15 protein-coding genes are annotated in these 17,089 nt (G+C 58.1%); 9 read left to right on the top strand and 6 right to left on the bottom strand.

Features of this window, described 5'->3' with window-relative positions; translation table 11 throughout:
- Positions 1-58: 58 nt before the first annotated feature.
- A complete protein-coding gene (rstB, locus tag GNG27_RS10805) occupies positions 59-1,357 on the top strand; it encodes a two-component system sensor histidine kinase RstB (protein ID WP_156263661.1) in 1,299 nt (432 codons plus the stop codon).
- 73 nt (positions 1,358-1,430) lie between these two features.
- Complete coding sequence (gene tus / locus GNG27_RS10800; RefSeq protein ID WP_156263660.1) at positions 1,431-2,360, top strand: DNA replication terminus site-binding protein; 930 nt, start codon at positions 1,431-1,433, stop codon at positions 2,358-2,360.
- Here the strand turns inward: tus and fumC are convergent, their stop codons facing one another.
- Together fumC and fumA are read right to left on the bottom strand one after the other, a co-directional pair.
- Positions 2,361-3,755, bottom strand: a complete 1,395-nt coding sequence (gene fumC, locus GNG27_RS10795) for a class II fumarate hydratase (protein WP_156263659.1) — start codon at positions 3,753-3,755, stop codon at positions 2,361-2,363.
- 193 nt (positions 3,756-3,948) lie between these two features.
- Positions 3,949-5,595, bottom strand: a complete 1,647-nt coding sequence (gene fumA / locus GNG27_RS10790) for a class I fumarate hydratase FumA (RefSeq protein WP_156263658.1) — start codon at positions 5,593-5,595, stop codon at positions 3,949-3,951.
- Between the two features lie 199 nt (positions 5,596-5,794).
- Here fumA and manA point away from each other — a divergent pair, with 199 nt between their 5' ends.
- A complete protein-coding gene (gene manA / locus GNG27_RS10785; protein ID WP_156263657.1) occupies positions 5,795-6,970 on the top strand; it encodes a mannose-6-phosphate isomerase in 1,176 nt (391 codons plus the stop codon).
- Positions 6,971-7,068: 98 nt separating this feature from the next.
- Complete coding sequence (locus GNG27_RS10780; RefSeq protein ID WP_142489266.1) at positions 7,069-8,619, top strand: YdgA family protein; 1,551 nt, start codon at positions 7,069-7,071, stop codon at positions 8,617-8,619.
- A 39-nt stretch (positions 8,620-8,658) separates the two neighbouring features.
- On the opposite strand, the gene GNG27_RS10775 is transcribed toward GNG27_RS10780, so the two are convergent.
- Together GNG27_RS10775 and GNG27_RS10770 are read right to left on the bottom strand one after the other, a co-directional pair.
- The gene (locus GNG27_RS10775; RefSeq protein ID WP_156263656.1) at positions 8,659-9,513 is read right to left on the bottom strand and encodes an alpha/beta fold hydrolase; all 855 of its coding nucleotides are present in this window, start codon (positions 9,511-9,513) and stop codon (positions 8,659-8,661) included.
- A gap of 15 nt (positions 9,514-9,528) precedes the next feature.
- A complete protein-coding gene (locus tag GNG27_RS10770; protein WP_156263655.1) occupies positions 9,529-10,509 on the bottom strand; it encodes an MBL fold metallo-hydrolase in 981 nt (326 codons plus the stop codon).
- A 108-nt stretch (positions 10,510-10,617) separates the two neighbouring features.
- Between GNG27_RS10770 and GNG27_RS10765 the strand changes: the two genes are divergently transcribed.
- Positions 10,618-11,514: a LysR family transcriptional regulator gene (locus tag GNG27_RS10765; RefSeq protein WP_156263654.1), complete on the top strand. Its 897-nt coding sequence runs from the start codon at positions 10,618-10,620 to the stop codon at positions 11,512-11,514.
- A gap of 2 nt (positions 11,515-11,516) precedes the next feature.
- On the opposite strand, the gene GNG27_RS10760 is transcribed toward GNG27_RS10765, so the two are convergent.
- On the bottom strand, positions 11,517-12,545 hold the full coding sequence (locus GNG27_RS10760; protein WP_156263653.1) for a Mal regulon transcriptional regulator MalI: 1,029 nt from the start codon (positions 12,543-12,545) through the stop codon (positions 11,517-11,519).
- A gap of 178 nt (positions 12,546-12,723) precedes the next feature.
- Between GNG27_RS10760 and malX the strand changes: the two genes are divergently transcribed.
- Both malX and GNG27_RS10750 read left to right on the top strand, forming a co-directional pair.
- Positions 12,724-14,316, top strand: a complete 1,593-nt coding sequence (malX, locus tag GNG27_RS10755) for a maltose/glucose-specific PTS transporter subunit IIBC (RefSeq protein ID WP_156263652.1) — start codon at positions 12,724-12,726, stop codon at positions 14,314-14,316.
- A gap of 49 nt (positions 14,317-14,365) precedes the next feature.
- The gene (locus tag GNG27_RS10750) at positions 14,366-15,538 is read left to right on the top strand and encodes a MalY/PatB family protein (protein WP_156263651.1); all 1,173 of its coding nucleotides are present in this window, start codon (positions 14,366-14,368) and stop codon (positions 15,536-15,538) included.
- A gap of 272 nt (positions 15,539-15,810) precedes the next feature.
- Here the strand turns inward: GNG27_RS10750 and GNG27_RS10745 are convergent, their stop codons facing one another.
- Positions 15,811-16,203 carry a hypothetical protein gene (locus GNG27_RS10745; RefSeq protein WP_156263650.1) on the bottom strand — a complete coding sequence of 131 codons (393 nt, stop codon included), beginning with the start codon at positions 16,201-16,203 and terminating at the stop codon, positions 15,811-15,813.
- A 34-nt stretch (positions 16,204-16,237) separates the two neighbouring features.
- Here GNG27_RS10745 and GNG27_RS10740 point away from each other — a divergent pair, with 34 nt between their 5' ends.
- Together GNG27_RS10740 and GNG27_RS23870 are read left to right on the top strand one after the other, a co-directional pair.
- Complete coding sequence (locus GNG27_RS10740) at positions 16,238-16,558, top strand: hypothetical protein (protein WP_156263649.1); 321 nt, start codon at positions 16,238-16,240, stop codon at positions 16,556-16,558.
- Between the two features lie 164 nt (positions 16,559-16,722).
- The gene (locus GNG27_RS23870; RefSeq protein ID WP_197090581.1) at positions 16,723-17,010 is read left to right on the top strand and encodes a tyrosine-type recombinase/integrase; all 288 of its coding nucleotides are present in this window, start codon (positions 16,723-16,725) and stop codon (positions 17,008-17,010) included.
- Positions 17,011-17,089: the final 79 nt, after the last annotated feature.

Below are 17,089 nucleotides of genomic sequence, written 5' to 3'. Positions count from 1 at the left end.
GAAGGTGAATCGTCTGGTCGGGCGGCATCATTAACGCGTGGTATTTGGGTGATATTCGATGAAAAAACTGTTCGTGCAGTTTTACCTCCTGCTGTTTGTCTGCTTCCTGGTGATGACCATGCTGGTCGGGCTGGTCTACAAGTTCACCGCCGAGCGCGCGGGCAGACAGTCGCTGGATGACTTGATGAAAAGCTCGCTCTATCTGATGCGCAGCGAACTGCGTGAGATCCCCCCTCACGACTGGGCGCGGACCATCAAAGAGCTGGATCTGAACCTGTCATTCAAACTGCGCATCGAACCCCTGAAAAAGTACAATCTGGATGCCCCGACCATGCAGCGACTTCGCGGCGGTGACATCGTCGCGCTGGACGATCAGTACACCTTTATCCAGCGTATTCCGCGCAGCCACTATGTGCTGGCGGTTGGCCCGGTGCCCTACCTCTACTTCCTGCACCAGATGCGCCTGCTGGATATCGCCCTGCTGGCCTTTATCGCCATTTCGCTGGCCTTCCCGGTGTTTATCTGGATGCGCCCCCACTGGCAGGACATGCTGCGCCTCGAGGCCGCCGCCCAGCGTTTTGGCGACGGGCACCTGACCGAGCGGATCCACTTCGACAGCGGGTCCAGCTTCGAGCGGCTTGGGGTGGCCTTTAACCAGATGGCGGACAACATCAACGCCCTGATCGCCAGCAAAAAACAGCTGATCGACGGTATCGCCCACGAGCTGCGCACCCCCCTGGTGCGGCTGCGCTACCGGCTGGAGATGAGTGAGAACCTGACCGCAGCGGAGTCGCAGGCCCTGAACCGCGATATCGGTCAACTTGAGGCGCTGATTGAGGAGCTACTGACCTATGCCCGCCTCGACCGTCCCCAGAACGAGCTCAAGCTCACCACCCCGGACCTGCCCGCATGGCTGCGCAGCTACGTGGAGGACGTGCAAAGCGTCAACCCGCAGCGCACGCTGCGGATCGACAGCATGGACGGCGACTATGGCGCGCTGGATATGCGTTTGATGGAGCGGGTGCTGGATAACCTGGTCAACAACGCCCTGCGCTACAGCGATAACACCCTGCGTATCTCTTTGCAGCTGAACGGCAGCCGCGCCACGCTGTCGGTAGAGGACGATGGCCCCGGTATCGCGCCAGAGGCCCGTCAGCGGGTGTTTGAGCCCTTTGTCCGTCTCGACCCGAGCCGGGACCGCGCTACCGGCGGCTGCGGCCTCGGGCTGGCGATCGTCTATTCTATTGCCCAGGCGCTGGGGGGCGATGTCGGCTGCGAAGCCAGCGAGCTCGGCGGGGCCCGGTTCTGCTTTAACTGGCCCGTCTGGCATCATATCGCCCTGCCCATCCCTGACTGACCTAAACCGCACGCTGGCCTGACCCGGCGTGCTGTGCTATATAATAAGTATGTTGTAACTAATGTGGTGTGCTATGGCAACTTACGATCTTATTGAACGCTTGAACTCAACCTTTCGCCAGATGGAACATGCGCTGGCCCGGCTCACGGACGATCTGAAAAGCTGCCGCTTACTGGCGGGCCGCGTCTTCTCCCTGCCGGACGTCGCCAAAGGCGCCGAGCACGATCCGCTCAACGCCATCGCGGTAAAACAGCACCTCGGCCAGGAGGCGCTGACGATGGCGCTGCAACACTATCGCCACCTGTTTATTCAGCAGCAGTCCGAAACCCGCAGCAGCAAGGCCGCCGTGCGCCTGCCGGGGGTGATCTGCCTCCAGAGCGATGCCGCCAACCGCATCCAGCTCACGGACCAGATCGCGGGCATTAACGCCTTAAAAGCGGAATTTGAAAAAATCGTCACCGAAGAGTCGGGCCTGGCCCCCGCCGCCCGCTTTGAGTGGGTGCATCACCAGCTGCCGGGTTTGATTACCCTCAACGCCTATCGCACGTTAACGGTCATCAACCACCCCGCCACCCTGCGCTTCGGCTGGGCCAATAAGCACATCATCAAAAACTTCACCCGCGATGAGGTGCTGGCGATGCTGGAGAAAAGCCTGAAGTCCCCGCGCGCCGTGGCCCCCTGGTCGCGGGATCAGTGGGTGGAGCGGCTGGAGGCAGAATATACCGCCATTCACGCCTTGCCGGCGGAGGCGCGGCTGAAGATCAAGCGACCGGTGAAGGTGCAGCCTATTGCCCGGGTCTGGTATGCCGGACAGCAAAAACAGGTCCAGTACGCCTGCCCGACGCCGCTGATCGCCTTGTATGATGACGATCGGGGGGCGGTGATCCCGGACATTGGCGAACTGCTGAATTACGATGCTGAAAATGTTCAGCACCGTTATAAGCCGCAGGCACAGCCGCTGCGATTGATCATCCCGCGGCTGCACCTGTACGTTGCAGAGTAGCTATTTCAGGCTGCCGACCATCTCTCCCGGGCGGACCCAGCTGTCGAACTCGGCCTCGGTGAGATACCCCAACGCCAGGGCGGCGGTTTTGAGGGTCAGCCCCTCCTTGTGCGCTTTCTTGGCGATTTCAGCTGCCTTGTCGTAGCCGATATGGGTATTGAGCGCCGTCACCAGCATTAACGACTCGTTGAGCAGCTGGCTGATGCGCTCGCGGTTAGGCTCGATGCCCACCGCGCAGTGCTCGTTAAAGCTCTCCATCCCGTCCGCCAGCAGACGCACCGACTGCAAGAAGTTATGGATCACCATCGGGCGATAGACGTTCAGCTCAAAGTTGCCCGACGCGCCGCCCATATTCACCGCCACGTCGTTGCCCATCACCTGACAGCAGAGCATGGTCATGGCTTCACACTGGGTCGGGTTGACCTTGCCCGGCATGATAGAGCTGCCCGGCTCGTTCTCCGGAATGCCGATCTCTCCGATGCCGCAGCGCGGCCCGGAGGCCAGCCAGCGCACGTCGTTAGCGATTTTCATCAGCGAGGCCGCCAGCCCTTTCAGCGCCCCGTGGGCATGCACCAGCGCATCACAGGTCGCCAGCGCCTCGAACTTGTTCGGCGCGGTGACAAACGGCTGTCCGGTGATGGTCGCCAGCTCTTCAGCCACCCGTACCGCGTATTCTGGATGGGTATTGAGCCCGGTGCCTACCGCGGTGCCGCCCAGCGCCAGCTCCGCCAGGTGCGGCAGGCTATGGTCGATATGGCGCAGGTTGTGCTCGAGCATCGCCACCCAGCCGGAGATCTCCTGGCCAAGGGTCAGAGGCGTGGCATCCTGCAGGTGGGTACGGCCAATTTTGACGATATCGCTAAAGGCGTGAGCTTTGGCATCAAGAGTGCGTTTCAGCACGTTCAGCTGGGGGATAAGTTGCTCGCGCAGGGCGATCAGTGCCGCCACGTGCATCGCCGTCGGGAAGACGTCGTTGGAGCTTTGACTTTTGTTGACGTCGTCGTTGGGGTGGATCTTGCGCTCCATGCCGCGCACGCCGCCGAGCAGCTCGCTGCCGCGGTTCGCCAGCACCTCGTTCATGTTCATGTTGCTCTGGGTGCCGGAGCCGGTCTGCCAGATGGCGAGGGGGAATTCATCAGGATGCTTGCCCGCCAGCACTTCATCGGCGGCGCTGATAATGGCGGTGGCTTTTTCCGCCGCCAGCAGGCCTAAATCCTGGTTCACTTTGGCGGCAGCACGTTTGGTCAGCGCCAGGGCCTGGATCAGCGAGACCGGCATTTTTTCAGTGGAAATACGGAAATGTTCCAGCGAACGCTGGGTTTGCGCGCCCCAGAGTTTGTCCTGCGGGACGTCGATGGCGCCCATCGAATCTTTCTCACTGCGTGAGGTGGTCATTACTTTCTCCTTGATAACACTGAAGTGGATTGCTCACAGCTCAAAGAAACAAGTATTGATGAGAACGGGGAAAGGGTATGGCGCTTTGTGCGCTCTTTTTGTTGCCCGGCTGTGCCGGGTGGCGGCTACGCCTTACCCGGTCTACCGAACATGTATGCCGGGTAAGCGCAGCGCCACCCGGCGGGTTTTCAAACTACTTCACACAGGCCGAACACTGCGAAGACTGGATCTGTTTGAAGAAGTCGTTGCCTTTGTCATCCACCAGGATAAACGCCGGGAAGTCTTCCACTTCAATTTTCCAGATCGCTTCCATGCCCAGCTCCGGGTACTCCACGCACTCGAGGCTCTTGATGCTGCCCTGCGCCAGTACCGCTGCCGGGCCGCCGATGCTGCCGAGATAGAAGCCGCCATGCTTGTGGCAGGCATCGGTCACCTGCTGGCTGCGGTTGCCCTTCGCCAGCATGATCATGCTCCCGCCGTTAGCCTGGAGCTGATCCACATAGGAGTCCATACGCCCTGCGGTGGTTGGGCCTAATGAGCCGGAGGCATAGCCGTCCGGGGTTTTCGCCGGGCCGGCATAGTAGATCGGGTGATCCTTGATGTACTGCGGCAGCCCTTCGCCATTATCCAGACGCTCTTTCAGCTTGGCGTGCGCGATATCGCGGCCCACGATGATGGTGCCGTTCAGGGAGAGACGGGTGGAGACCGGGTATTGCGACAGCTGGGCCAGGATCTCGCTCATTGGACGGTTCAGGTCGATGCGTACCGCCTCGCCCTCGCCCGCTTTACGCAGCGCTTCCGGGATGTACTTGCCTGGGTTGTTTTCCAGTTTTTCGATCCAGATACCGTCGCGGTTGATCTTGGCCTTGATGTTGCGGTCCGCCGAGCAGGAGACGCCCATGCCCACAGGACAGGACGCGCCGTGACGCGGCAAACGGATCACGCGGATGTCGTGGGCGAAGTATTTGCCGCCAAACTGCGCGCCGAGGCCGAGGTTCTGCGCTTCCACCAGCAGCTCCTGCTCCAGCTGGACGTCGCGGAACGCCTGACCATGTTCGTTACCTTCGGTCGGCAGGCCATCGTAGTACTTGGTCGACGCCAGCTTGACGGTTTTCAGGGTGCTTTCCGCCGAGGTGCCGCCAATCACAAACGCGATGTGGTACGGCGGGCAGGCCGCGGTGCCGAGGGTGCGCATCTTCTCCACCAGGTAGTTCTTCAGCTTGCCCGGAGAGAGCAGCGCTTTGGTCTCCTGATAGAGATAGGTTTTGTTCGCTGAACCGCCGCCCTTGGCGATGCAGAGGAATTTGTATTCGTCGCCATCGACGCTGTAGAGGTCGATCTGCGCCGGCAGGTTGGTACCGGTGTTCACCTCTTTGTACATATCCAGCGCGGCGTTTTGCGAGTAGCGCAGGTTATCTTCGATATAGGTGTTGTACACGCCGTGGGCCAGGGCCGCTTCGTCGCCGCCGCCGGTCCAGACGCGCTGGCCTTTTTTGCCGGTGATGATGGCGGTGCCGGTGTCCTGACAGGTCGGCAGAATGCCTTTCGCCGCGATATCGGAGTTACGCAGGAACTGTAGCGCCACGTACTTGTCGTTTTCACTGGCCTGCGGGTCGCTGAGGATATCGGCTACCTGCTGCTGGTGCGCCGGGCGCAGCATGAAGGAGGCATCGTGGAAGGCGTGTTGCGCCAGTAAGGTCAGCGCCTGCGGGTCGACTTTGAGGATCTCCTGACCTTCAAACTCAGAGACAGAAACGTGATCGCGGGTTAACAGATAATATTCGGTCTGATCCTTGGCCAGCGGGAAAGGATCCTGATAATGGAAGGGTTTATTCGACATTGATCTCTCACTTACTGCTTGGGTCTGATTATGTAGAGCAGATGTTCCGCTGCTCGGCTTAAAAGCGAGTTAGCCTATCCTACACAATTTTTTAACAAAAACTGAGACTAGTACGACTTTTTCCGAGCGCAGGTTACTTCCGCCCGGTTTATTGCTTTAATACGGGCAGTTAATTCCACATTTGAAACAGGGCTTGATAATGCAAAAACTCATTAACTCAGTGCAGAACTACGCCTGGGGAAGTAAAACTGCGTTAACGGATCTCTACGGTATCGCCAACCCCGACAACCTGCCGATGGCAGAGCTGTGGATGGGTGCGCATCCGAAGAGCAGCTCAAAAATTGACGATGCCCGCGGGGTACGTTCCCTGCGTGAGGTCATCGACGCGGATAAAGCCACGCTGCTGGGTGCAAAGGTTGCCGATCGTTTTGGCGAGCTGCCGTTCCTCTTTAAGGTGCTGTGCGCCGATCAGCCGCTCTCCATTCAGGTTCACCCGAACAAGCAGGCCTCTGAAGCGGGCTTTGCCAAAGAGAACGCGGCAGGTATTCCGCTGGATGCCGCCGAGCGTAACTATAAAGATCCCAACCACAAACCCGAGCTGGTGTTCGCCCTGACGCCGTTCCTGGCGATGAACGCCTTCCGCGAATTCTCTGAAATCGTCTCCCTGCTGCAGCCGGTGGCCGGGGCGCACAGCGCCATTGCCCACTTCCTCGAAAAACCGGATGCCGATCGCCTGAGCCACCTCTTCGCCAGCCTGCTCAATATGCAGGGCGACGAAAAATCCCGTGCCCTGGCGGTGCTAAAAGCGGCGCTCAACAGCCAGCAGGGTGAGCCGTGGCAGACCATTCGCGTGATTTCGGAATTTTACCCGGACGACAGCGGCCTGTTCTCCCCGCTGCTGCTGAACGTGGTGAAACTGGAGCCGGGTGAAGCGATGTTCCTGTTCGCTGAAACCCCGCACGCCTATCTCAAAGGCGTGGCGCTGGAGGTGATGGCCAACTCCGATAACGTGCTGCGTGCGGGCCTGACGCCGAAGTACATTGATATTCCTGAACTGGTGGCTAACGTTAAATTCGTCGCCAAACCGGCCGCTGAGCTGCTAACCCAGCCGGTGAAAAATGGCGCGGAGCTCGACTTCCCGATCCCGGTGGATGATTTTGCCTTCTCGCTGCACGACCTCAGCAGCGCCGACACGCAGATTGCCCAACAGAGCGCGGCGATCCTGTTCTGCGTAGAGGGCGAAGCGGTGCTGAGCAAGGGCCAGGAGCGTCTGGTGCTGAAGCCGGGCGAGTCGGCGTTTGTTGCCGCCAGCGACTCGCCGGTCAGCGTCAGTGGCGTTGGCCGCCTGGCCCGGGTTTTCAACAAGCTCCAGTGACCTGCTGAATTTTTTAACAATTATTGCTAAGCTATTGGTAATCTTATGACCTCACCGGGCGGTTTTCACCGCTCGGTTTCATTTTAGGGATAATCACGATGAAGAAATCGGTTATAGCTGCAGGCGTTATTGTTGCATTAGGGGTGGTCTGGACGGGTGCGGCCTGGTTTACCGGGAAACAGCTGGAGGGCCATCTGGCAGAGATGGTGGCGCAGGCGAATAGCGAGCTTAAGCGTACCGCACCGGAAGCCGGGCTGGAGCTGAGCTATCAGGATTACCAGCGTGGCCTGTTCAAAAGCCATCTGCAGCTGGTGCTTAAACCGGTCGCGGGCACGCAAAATCCATGGCTACAGCCAGGACAAAGCCTGGTGCTGAACGAAGTGGTTGACCACGGCCCCTTCCCGCTGGCCCAGCTGAAAACCTTCAACCTGATCCCATCCATGGCCTCGGTAAAATCGACGCTGGTGAACAACGAAGCCTCTAAGCCGCTGTTCGATCTGGCGAAGAATGCGTCTCCGTTTGAGGCCAATACCCGCATTAGCTATGCCGGTGACACCCGCACCGATCTCGCGCTGAAAGCGCTGAATTACGAGAATGGCGACGAGAAAGTGGCCTTCAGCGGCGGCAATTTCCAGCTCGATGCCGATCGCGACGGCAACAGCTTCTCGCTGAAAGGTGAAGCGGCAAGCGGTCTGGTGAATGCGGTGAACGAGTACGGCCAGAAAGTGCAGCTCACCTTCAATAACCTGAAAACCGATGGCAACAGCCGTCTTACCGACTTTGACGAGCGTATCGGCGATCAAAAAGTGACCCTTGATAAGCTGGCTATCGCCATCGAAGGCAAAGAGATGGCGGTGCTGGAAGGCACGGACCTGAGCGGTAAGGCCGAGCTGTCGAAAGACGGCAAGAGCGTCAACAGCCAGGTGGATTACAGCCTGAAGAGCCTGAAAATACAGAATCAGGATATGGGTACCGGCAAGCTGACGCTGAAAATCGGCAATATCGACGGCCAGGCCTGGCATCAGTTCAGCCAGCAGTATCGCGCTCAGAGCCAGGCCCTGCTGGCAGATAAAGCGCTGATGGAAAATCCGGCACTCTATCAACAGAAAGCGACAGAGGCTTTCTTCAGCAACCTGCCGATCCTGCTGAAAGGCGAACCGGTGGTGACCCTCGCGCCGCTGAGCTGGAAAAACAGCAAAGGCGAGACCAACTTCAACCTGTCGCTGTTCCTGAAGGATCCGGCCACCGCCACGGGTGAAGCACAGACCCTGGCTCAGGAAGTGGATCGCAGCGTGAAATCGCTGGAGAGCAAGCTGACCATCCCGATGGACATGGCGACCGAGTTCATGACCCAGATTGCGAAGCTTGAAGGCTATAACGAGGATGATGCCGGCAAGCTGGCCAGCCAGCAGGTGAAAGGCCTGGCGGCGATGGGTCAGATGTTCCGCATCACCACCGTGGAAGATAACGTCATCAGCACCAGCCTGCAGTACAGCAACGGTCAGGTGACGCTGAACGGGCAGAAAATGCCGCTGGAAGAGTTCGTCGGCATGTTTGGCGTTCCGGCGCTGAATCTCGCCGTACCGGACGAGCCTGCCGCGCCAGCGGTTCCGGCTCCTGCGCCGGTGCCTGCGGTTCCACAGCAGTAAACCGCAAACCCCCTCTTCGGAGGGGTTTTTTATTGCCGGTCATCCTTTCCAGCCGGCCAGAAAGTCCATCAGCAGGGCATTCACTTTCTCAGGCTGTTCCTCCTGCGGCAGATGGCCGCACTCTTCAATGGCATAAGCCCTGAGATCGTCCGCCATCTCCGCCCAGACGCTCTGCATATCGAAGAGTTTACCGACGGCGTGAAAGTCATTGCCCCACAGCGACATCACCGGGCAGGCAATTTTAACCTCCGCGTCTGCCAGATCTTGCTCTACATCCTCGGCGTTGGCGCGATAGTCCGCCATCGCCCCGCGCACGGCACCAGGGGCCTGATAAGCCCGGACATAGGTATCAAACGCCTCACCGCTGATGGTCGAGGGATCGAAGGTCCAGTCCGAGAAGAAATGGCGTAGCCAGATATGCTCCCGACCGGCTATCAGGGCTTCAGGCAGATCGGGCACCAGATGAAACAGGAAGAACCAGTAGGCGCGGGCGATGGAGGCGTTGAGATCCCGCGCCACGATGCGCGTGGGGACGTTATCCATCACCACCAGGCGATCCACCAGCTCAGGATAGTCTTTCGCAAAGCGGGTCGCGACGCGCGCCCCGCGGTCGTGCCCCACCAGCACCACTTTGTTCAGGCCCAGCGCGCGCATCAGCTCCCGGATATCCCGGGCCATGTTGCGTTTATCGTAGCCGGAGGCCGGTTTATCGGTCTCCCCGTAGCCGCGCAAATCCGGGGCAATCACCCGGTAGTGCCTGGACAGGACGGGAATTTGATACCGCCAGGCGTAGTTGGTTTCCGGGAAACCGTGCAGGAGGATCACCGGCGCGCCTTCCCCCTCTTCAATGACGAACTGACGAATACCATAAGCCGTTACGGTGTAACTTTTCATTATCATCTCCTCGTCTTACTTCAGCAGTGGCACATCGGCCGCACGTTGATACGGACCGTAGATTGCCGGGTTCCAGCTGTAGCCCTGAGCGTCGGTCGTGATGTGCCCAATACCGGGGAAGGCCAGATGCGCTGCCGCCATCCACTCGCCGTCTTTCGCCAGGGCGTTAAATTCCTGCCCGCGGGATGCGGTGGCCTTTTTCGCATCCACGTCAAAGCGAATCGACACTTCCGGGTGCGGGAACTGCACGGCAGGCGCGTGGATCAAATCCCCGATAAAGTTGATAGCCTTCCCTTCCGAGGCAAAACGATAAACCGTGCTGCCAGGCGTATGGCCGACCGCATAGGCCGTCTGGACTTCAGGGATCGGCGAGGCTGGCGGAACGAAGGTTTTCAGGTGTCCGGTCGCTTTATAGGCTGCCAGGGCATGCTGAGCGATAGCAAAATACTCTTTCGCATTGGCCGGCGCGCTGGCCTCTTTCGCCGGATCCAGCCAGTAATCCGCTTCGCCCTGCGGCACCCAGACGGTGGCATTGGGGAACAGCGCTTTCCCGGAGGCATCGCTCAGGCCGCAGACGTGGTCAAGGTGGAGGTGGGTCAGGAAGATAGTATCCACCTGCTCAGGGCGATAGCCAGAGGCCTCCATATTAGGAATCAGTTGCCCGGCGGTTTGCGGCACGCAGTGGCCCGCCCCGCTGTCAATCATCACCAGATGCTGACCGGTATTGACCAGAAAAGCGTTAAACGAGGTTGGCATGCGCCCGGCATCAATCTTTTGCTGCGCCAGCAGGCCGCGAATTTTGTCGGCTGAGAGCCCTTTCAAAAGCGAAGGCGAGAGATCGTTATAGCCATCGAAAAGCGCCGTCACCTCATTTTGCCCCACCGCCAGGCGGTAATAACCCGGCACCTGCTGGCGGATCTGCGCGGGGGCGTCTGCCCAAACGGCATTCGCTAAAAACAGGCTGCTGAGCGCTAAAGCCGTTGTCATCTTTTTCATCGTCACTCCAAATTTACTGTTTATCAGGATGTGGAGTGACTATGGCGCTATAACGATAATTAGTGTAGATGTGTAATTTGATACGCCAGCATAACGAGAAACGAGATAATGAGACTGGACGACGTGGAAGTGTTCGTTGAAGCGATAAAAGCGGGTAGCCTGGCGGGTGCTGCACGTCGGCTTTCGATGAGCGCCATGGCGGCGTCGCGCTGCCTTAATAATCTGGAAGCCGAGCTTGGGATTCGGCTGGTGCATCGCACCACGCGCTCCCTGTCGCCGACCAGCGACGGCGAGGTCTTTTTGCCGCATGCCCAGGCGCTGCTGGAAGATAAAATCAATGCCCTTGCCGATCTGTTTCCTGAGGGAGCACATCTGTCCGGGCGGCTGCGCATTACCGCCTCGGCGGCCTTTGGTCGCAGGATCATCGCCCCGATGCTGCCCGACTTTATGCGCCAGCATCCGGCCCTGCAGGTCGATCTGCTTGCCACCGACGAGCAGGTTGATATTGTCGGGAAAGGCATCGACGTGGCGTTACGTATCGCTCCGCTGCGGGACAACCGGCTGGTTGCGCATCGTCTGTGTGATAATCCCCGTGACCTGTGCGCCAGTGCCGATTATCTGGCGGCGAACGGCTATCCGACCGCGCTCAGCGATCTGACGGGCCACAGCTGCTTAACCACCTCTGACACTACCCACTGGTCGTTTGAGCAGGACGGACAGCGGAGCAGACAAAAGGTATCGGGGCGATTTTCGGCGAATTCGATTGAGGCGATCTTTGAGGCCTGCCTGGGGGGAATGGGCATCGCCAACCTGTCCCGCTGGTACGTTGGGCCCGCCCTGGCGCAAGGCAGGCTTAAGCGGATCGTCCTGGAAGACGCCGAGCCGGAAGCCCTGGCCGTCTGGGCCGTTTACCCGACCTCGCGGCTGATCCCGGCAAAAGTGCGTAAGTTTGTCGAGGTACTTGAGGCGCGGCTGGCGCAAAATCCACTCACGCCACAACCCTGATGCTACTTCACCGTCACTAACCGGGCCGAAACGATCTGGTGCCCGGCCTGCACGTCGGATTTCTCAATCCGCTGCATAATGCGGTCTGCCAGGGTGTAGCCCATCTCCCGCGCCGGGGTAGTCGCCCAGACGATGGGCAGATCGTCCAGCGCGTTTTCTGACACATCCGCAAAGGCGCCGAGCGCCACCTGATGTCCAAAGAAGGTTTCAACCCCGCCGTCCCCGCTCTGGCGTCCGGCCCGGATCAAGCCAAACCAGGCGCCCATGGCAATCACGTCGTTGTAGCAGATCACGGCGCTAATGGTGGGGCTGGCGCGCAGTAACATACTTATTGCCTCCGCCGCCTGCTTCTGACTGGATCCACACTCCACCACCCATTCACTGTGGAACGGCAGGCCGTATTTAATCAGCGTTGCGCAGTAGCCCCCCACCCGTTCAGCCCGGGTCAGGGACGAACTTTGCCCCCCCAGCCAGGCAATCCGCTGATGGCCACGGCGAATAAGATGTTCGGTCAGCATTTGTGCCGCCTGCATGTTGTCCGGGCGCAGGGTGTCGGCTTCGTCCAGATAGCTGGCGCGGGAGGCAAACACCAGCGGCACGCCCTTCTCCGCGGCCCGTTCGCACAGTTCATTGCTTACCCCGGACGCTCCGGCAACGATTACGCCATCCACCCCCTGCGTAAGCAGCATGTCGAGCCGCTGGAGCAGCTGATCGGCCTCGCGGCCGCCGTGCAGTAAAAAGACCATCCGCCCCTGAGCTTCCAGCGCCTCCGTCAGCCCCGCCGTCAGTTCTGCATAGAATGGCGAGGTAAGGTCGCGAACGATCAGGCCAATGACCCCGCTCTGCCCTCCGCGCAGCGCCGAAGCCTGGCGGTTGCGAACAAATCCCAGCTGTTCAACCGCATCGTTGACGCGCTGACCCGTCGCGGAGGAAATTCGCCCTTTCCCGCTCAGCACCAGTGAAACCGTGCTGACGGAAACGCCCGCAGCCAGGGCGACATCATTGATGGTGATCTTTTTCGCTACAGCCATGTGTTGGCGTGACTCCCTGATAATGAGATCGGTAAAACGTTTTATCAATACCTTGTCTTTATACTCTCTGCCAAAGCCTGATAATGTGATTTAGCGCGCACTAAACTTTGATAAAACGTTTTATCTTCTCGCAGCACTGAGGCAGGTAAACTTATTTTAACAATAAAGGAGTCGTTTTATGACGGCGAAAGCAGCACAAAAAATCTCGCTATGGGAATTTTTCCAGCAACTGGGTAAGACCTTTATGCTGCCCGTGGCTCTGCTCTCCTTCTGCGGGATCATACTGGGCATAGGCAGCTCGCTCAGCAGCCACGATGTCGTTACCCTGATCCCGGTTCTGGGAAACCCTGTGCTGCAGGCGATCTTTATCTGGATGAGCAAGGTCGGCTCCTTTGCCTTTAGCTTCCTGCCGGTGATGTTCTGTATCGCCATCCCGCTGGGGCTGGCCCGCGAAAACAAAGGCGTAGCGGCGTTTGCCGGTTTCGTTGGCTACGCGGTGATGAACCTGGCGGTTAACTTCTGGCTGACCGCCAAAGGCATCCTGCCGACCACCGACGCGGCAATCCTGAAGGCTAACAACATTCAGAGCGTGATTGGTATTCAGTCTATTGATACCGGGATCCTCGGGGCCGTGATCGCGGGCGTGATCATCTGGATGCTTCATGAACGTTTTCACAATATCCGCCTGCCGGACGCGCTGGCCTTCTTCGGCGGTACCCGCTTTGTGCCCATCATCACCCTCGTGGTGATGGGGCTGTTTGGTCTGATCATTCCGCTGATATGGCCGGTCTTTGCCATGGGCATTACCGGTATTGGCCGTATCATTAACAGCGCCGGTGATTTTGGCCCAATGATCTTCGGTACCGGCGAACGTCTGCTGTTACCCTTTGGGCTTCAGCATATTCTTGTGGCCCTGATCCGCTTCACTGAAGCGGGAGGCACGATGGACGTGTGCGGCCACGACGTCAGCGGCGCGCTGACCATCTTCCAGGCGCAGCTGAGCTGCCCGACCACCCACGGTTTCTCCGAGAGCGCCACCCGCTTCCTCTCCCAGGGTAAAATGCCGGCCTTCCTCGGCGGTCTGCCGGGTGCCGCGCTGGCGATGTACCACTGCGCCCGTCCGGAAAACCGTCATAAGATTAAAGGTCTGCTGATCTCCGGCGTCATTGCCTGCGTGGTGGGCGGAACCACCGAACCGATCGAGTTCCTGTTCCTGTTCGTGGCGCCGGTGCTGTACCTCATTCACGCCGTGCTGACCGGTCTGGGCTTTACCACCATGGCGGTGCTGGGTGTGACCATCGGTAATACCGACGGCAACGTGATTGACTTCGTGGTGTTCGGGATCCTGCACGGCCTGTCGACCAAGTGGTATCTGGTGCCGGTGGTGGCGGCTATCTGGTTCGCGGTGTACTACGGGATCTTCCGCTTCGCCATCACCCGCTTTAACCTGAAAACGCCGGGTCGCGATACCGACGCGGCCACCAGCGTTGAGCAGGCCGTTGCGGGTAAGATTGGGAAATCCGGCTATAACACCCCAGCCATTCTGGCGGCGCTGGGCGGTGCGGATAACATTACCTCGCTGGATAACTGCATTACCCGCCTGCGCCTGTCGGTGGCGGATATGTCGAAAGTGGATACCAACGCCCTGAAGGCCAACCGTGCTATCGGCGTGGTACAGTTAAATCAGCATAATTTGCAGGTGGTCATCGGCCCGCAGGTGCAGTCCGTGAAAGACGAGCTGGCAACCCTGATGCGAACAGTAGAAGCCTGATGCCTCAACCCCCTCGCCATGAGGGGGTTTTATTTTAAGGACCAACGTCATGTTTGATTTCTCTACCGTCGTGGATCGTCACGGCACCTGGTGTACCCAGTGGGACTACATTGCCGACCGCTTCGGCGCCACCGATCTGCTGCCCTTTACCATCTCGGATATGGATTTTGCCACCGCCCCCTGCATCTTCGACGCCCTGCAAGCGCGCATCGGTCACGGGGTGTTTGGCTATAGCCGCTGGAAAAACGACGAGTTCCTGGCCGCCGTGGCCCACTGGTTCCGTCAGCGCTTTAACAGCGAAATTGATACCAGCGCCATCGTCTATGGCCCGTCGGTGATCTATATGGTGTCTGAGTTGATTCGCCAGTGGTCGAACCCGGGCGATGGCGTGGTGATCCACACTCCGGCCTACGACGCCTTTTACAATGCCATTGCGGGTAATCACCGTCAGGTGGTTGCCGTCGGTCTGCACAAAGCAGCACAGGGCTGGCAGTGCGATATGGCCGAGCTGGAGTCAGTGCTGGCCCGGCCGCAGAACAAAATCCTGCTGCTCTGTAGCCCGCACAATCCCACCGGCAAGGTCTGGACCCGTGACGAGCTGACCACCATGGCTGAACTCTGTGCGCGGCACGACGTGGCGGTGATTAGCGACGAGATTCATATGGATATGGTGTGGGGCAACCATCAACATACTCCCTGGTGCGAGGTGGCGCAGAGCAAATGGGCACTGCTGACCTCCGGCTCCAAAAGCTTCAACATTCCCGCCCTCACCGGGGCTTACGGCCTGCTTGGCGATGAGGCCAGCCGCACGGCGTATTTGCAGGCGCTGAAGGGGCGCGACGGGCTCTCTTCGCCGTCGGTGCTGGCGCTGGTGGCGCATATCGCCGCCTACCAGCAGGGCGAGCCCTGGCTGGATGCCCTGCGCGGCTATCTGGAGGCGAATTTACAATATGTGGCCGACAGCCTGAATGCCGCTTTCCCGGCCCTGAACTGGCAGCCGCCGGAGGCGACCTATCTGGCCTGGATCGATCTTCACCCGCTCAATATCGATGACAAAGCGCTGCAGAAGGTGCTGATTGAGCAGCAAAAGGTGGCGATCATGCCGGGATATACCTACGGCGTGGAGGGAAACGGCTTTATCCGCCTGAACGCCGGGTGCCCGCGCAGCAAGCTTGAACAGGGGGTTGAGCGCCTGATTGCCGGGATCCGCGCTTTACTTTAATTTTGTTGCGCAACGGAATTATCCATTGCGCAAATAGCTTTTTGACGTGTTTTGTTTTTATAATAGCTCGCACATTACAGTTAATGCGTTAAATGTCGTTGAAAATTAATGTTTATCATTTTATTCAACAAGTTGCATAACGCATAGCAATGACATTATCTCGCATTAACTGACATTTTTCTGTCCCTGTTTGTGTCCCTAGAATGCTTTTTGCCCCAGTGTGCCCCCAGACCTTCCCCGTTTTGCGTAGCTCCTTTCAGAAATCACACCCTTTACTTTACGATGCATAACTCCTTGGGCAATAACGCTACCGATCCGTTGGACGATTTAAAGGTGCGCACCGCTTCATACAACGGAATGTCATCAGCATCTGTGCTGTTGATGAAAAACGTCACGCGCCCCAGCACCTCGACCTCTTCAGTTGCCTCACCTTCGATCGCTTCGCCATCATTCGTGATTAATGCCCTTCGCCTGAGTTTCGCAATCTGCGTGCGACCACCAATCAGGATAAGCAAAACCTGCCCCTGCACTAACTTGGTAACCGGTTCGATTAATGCGAAACCTGATGACGTTTTGAGGATGCGGGTGTCGATACCGACGCTGCAGATGAGTTCTGGTGTCATCCTCTGAGACACGTAATCAGCCGCTGGGGATGGAAAGCCCATCAGTGAACCCTCCCATGTTGCGCAGGATCCAGTAGTGATTGTCGGTTCCGTCGGTTGTCTTATGATACGCACGTTGTGCGCCATGCTGAAATTTGCAAAACGTAGCCAGATTATTTCCAACAGCCCTTTTGAAGACATTCCGTCTTTGAAGCGGCCAAAAAAAGCACCAGATCCATTCACGATGGAAGAATACGAGCGATTCATTTTGGCGTTACCGGCTTCAGTCGTTAACCTATGGAAAGTGGCATTTTACGCTGGTCTTCGTCATGGCGAGCTTTGCGCACTTGGATGGGATGATGTGGATCTGGTCAGCGGTAAAATTCACTTTAGTCGGAACCTGAACAACTACGATTAGTTCGGACCGCCCAAAACGGCTGCTGGAGAACGTACGATTACATTGCTGGAGCCTGCCCCGAAGCTCTAAGAGATCAGTTTGACCTGACCGGCGCTGACCAGACCACAGAAATCACATTTCACCATCGGGCTTATGCAAGTACTGAACGGCAACAAGTACGGTTTGTGTTTCGTCCGGTGATAAAATTTGCCGTTCCAAATCCCTATTATTCAAAAAACGCTCTGGGTTATAGCTGGAAACAGGGCTTGAAAAAAGCGAGCATACGCAGCCGCGTTCCTTATCAGTCTCGCCATACTTACGCGTGCTGGTTGTTGTCTGCGGGAGCGATCCCCTCTTTCATCGCCAGTCAGATGGGACACGCAGACGCCAGTATGGTGTATAAAGTTTACTCGAAATGGATGTGTGATAAAGACCGGGATCAGGTGGAGCTTTTAAATAGCAAATTAGGCTGATTGCCCCCTATATGCCCCTTTCATTATGCAGGCATCTGAATTTGTCAGCATTTTTTATAGGTTAATTAACTGTAGTATA

This window comes from Leclercia sp. 119287 (assembly GCF_009734485.1).
Classification (GTDB): Bacteria; Pseudomonadota; Gammaproteobacteria; order Enterobacterales; family Enterobacteriaceae; genus Enterobacter; species Enterobacter adecarboxylatus_C.
Note: the sequence above shows the minus strand (reverse complement) of the source record. Positions and strands in the feature narration are given on the sequence as shown.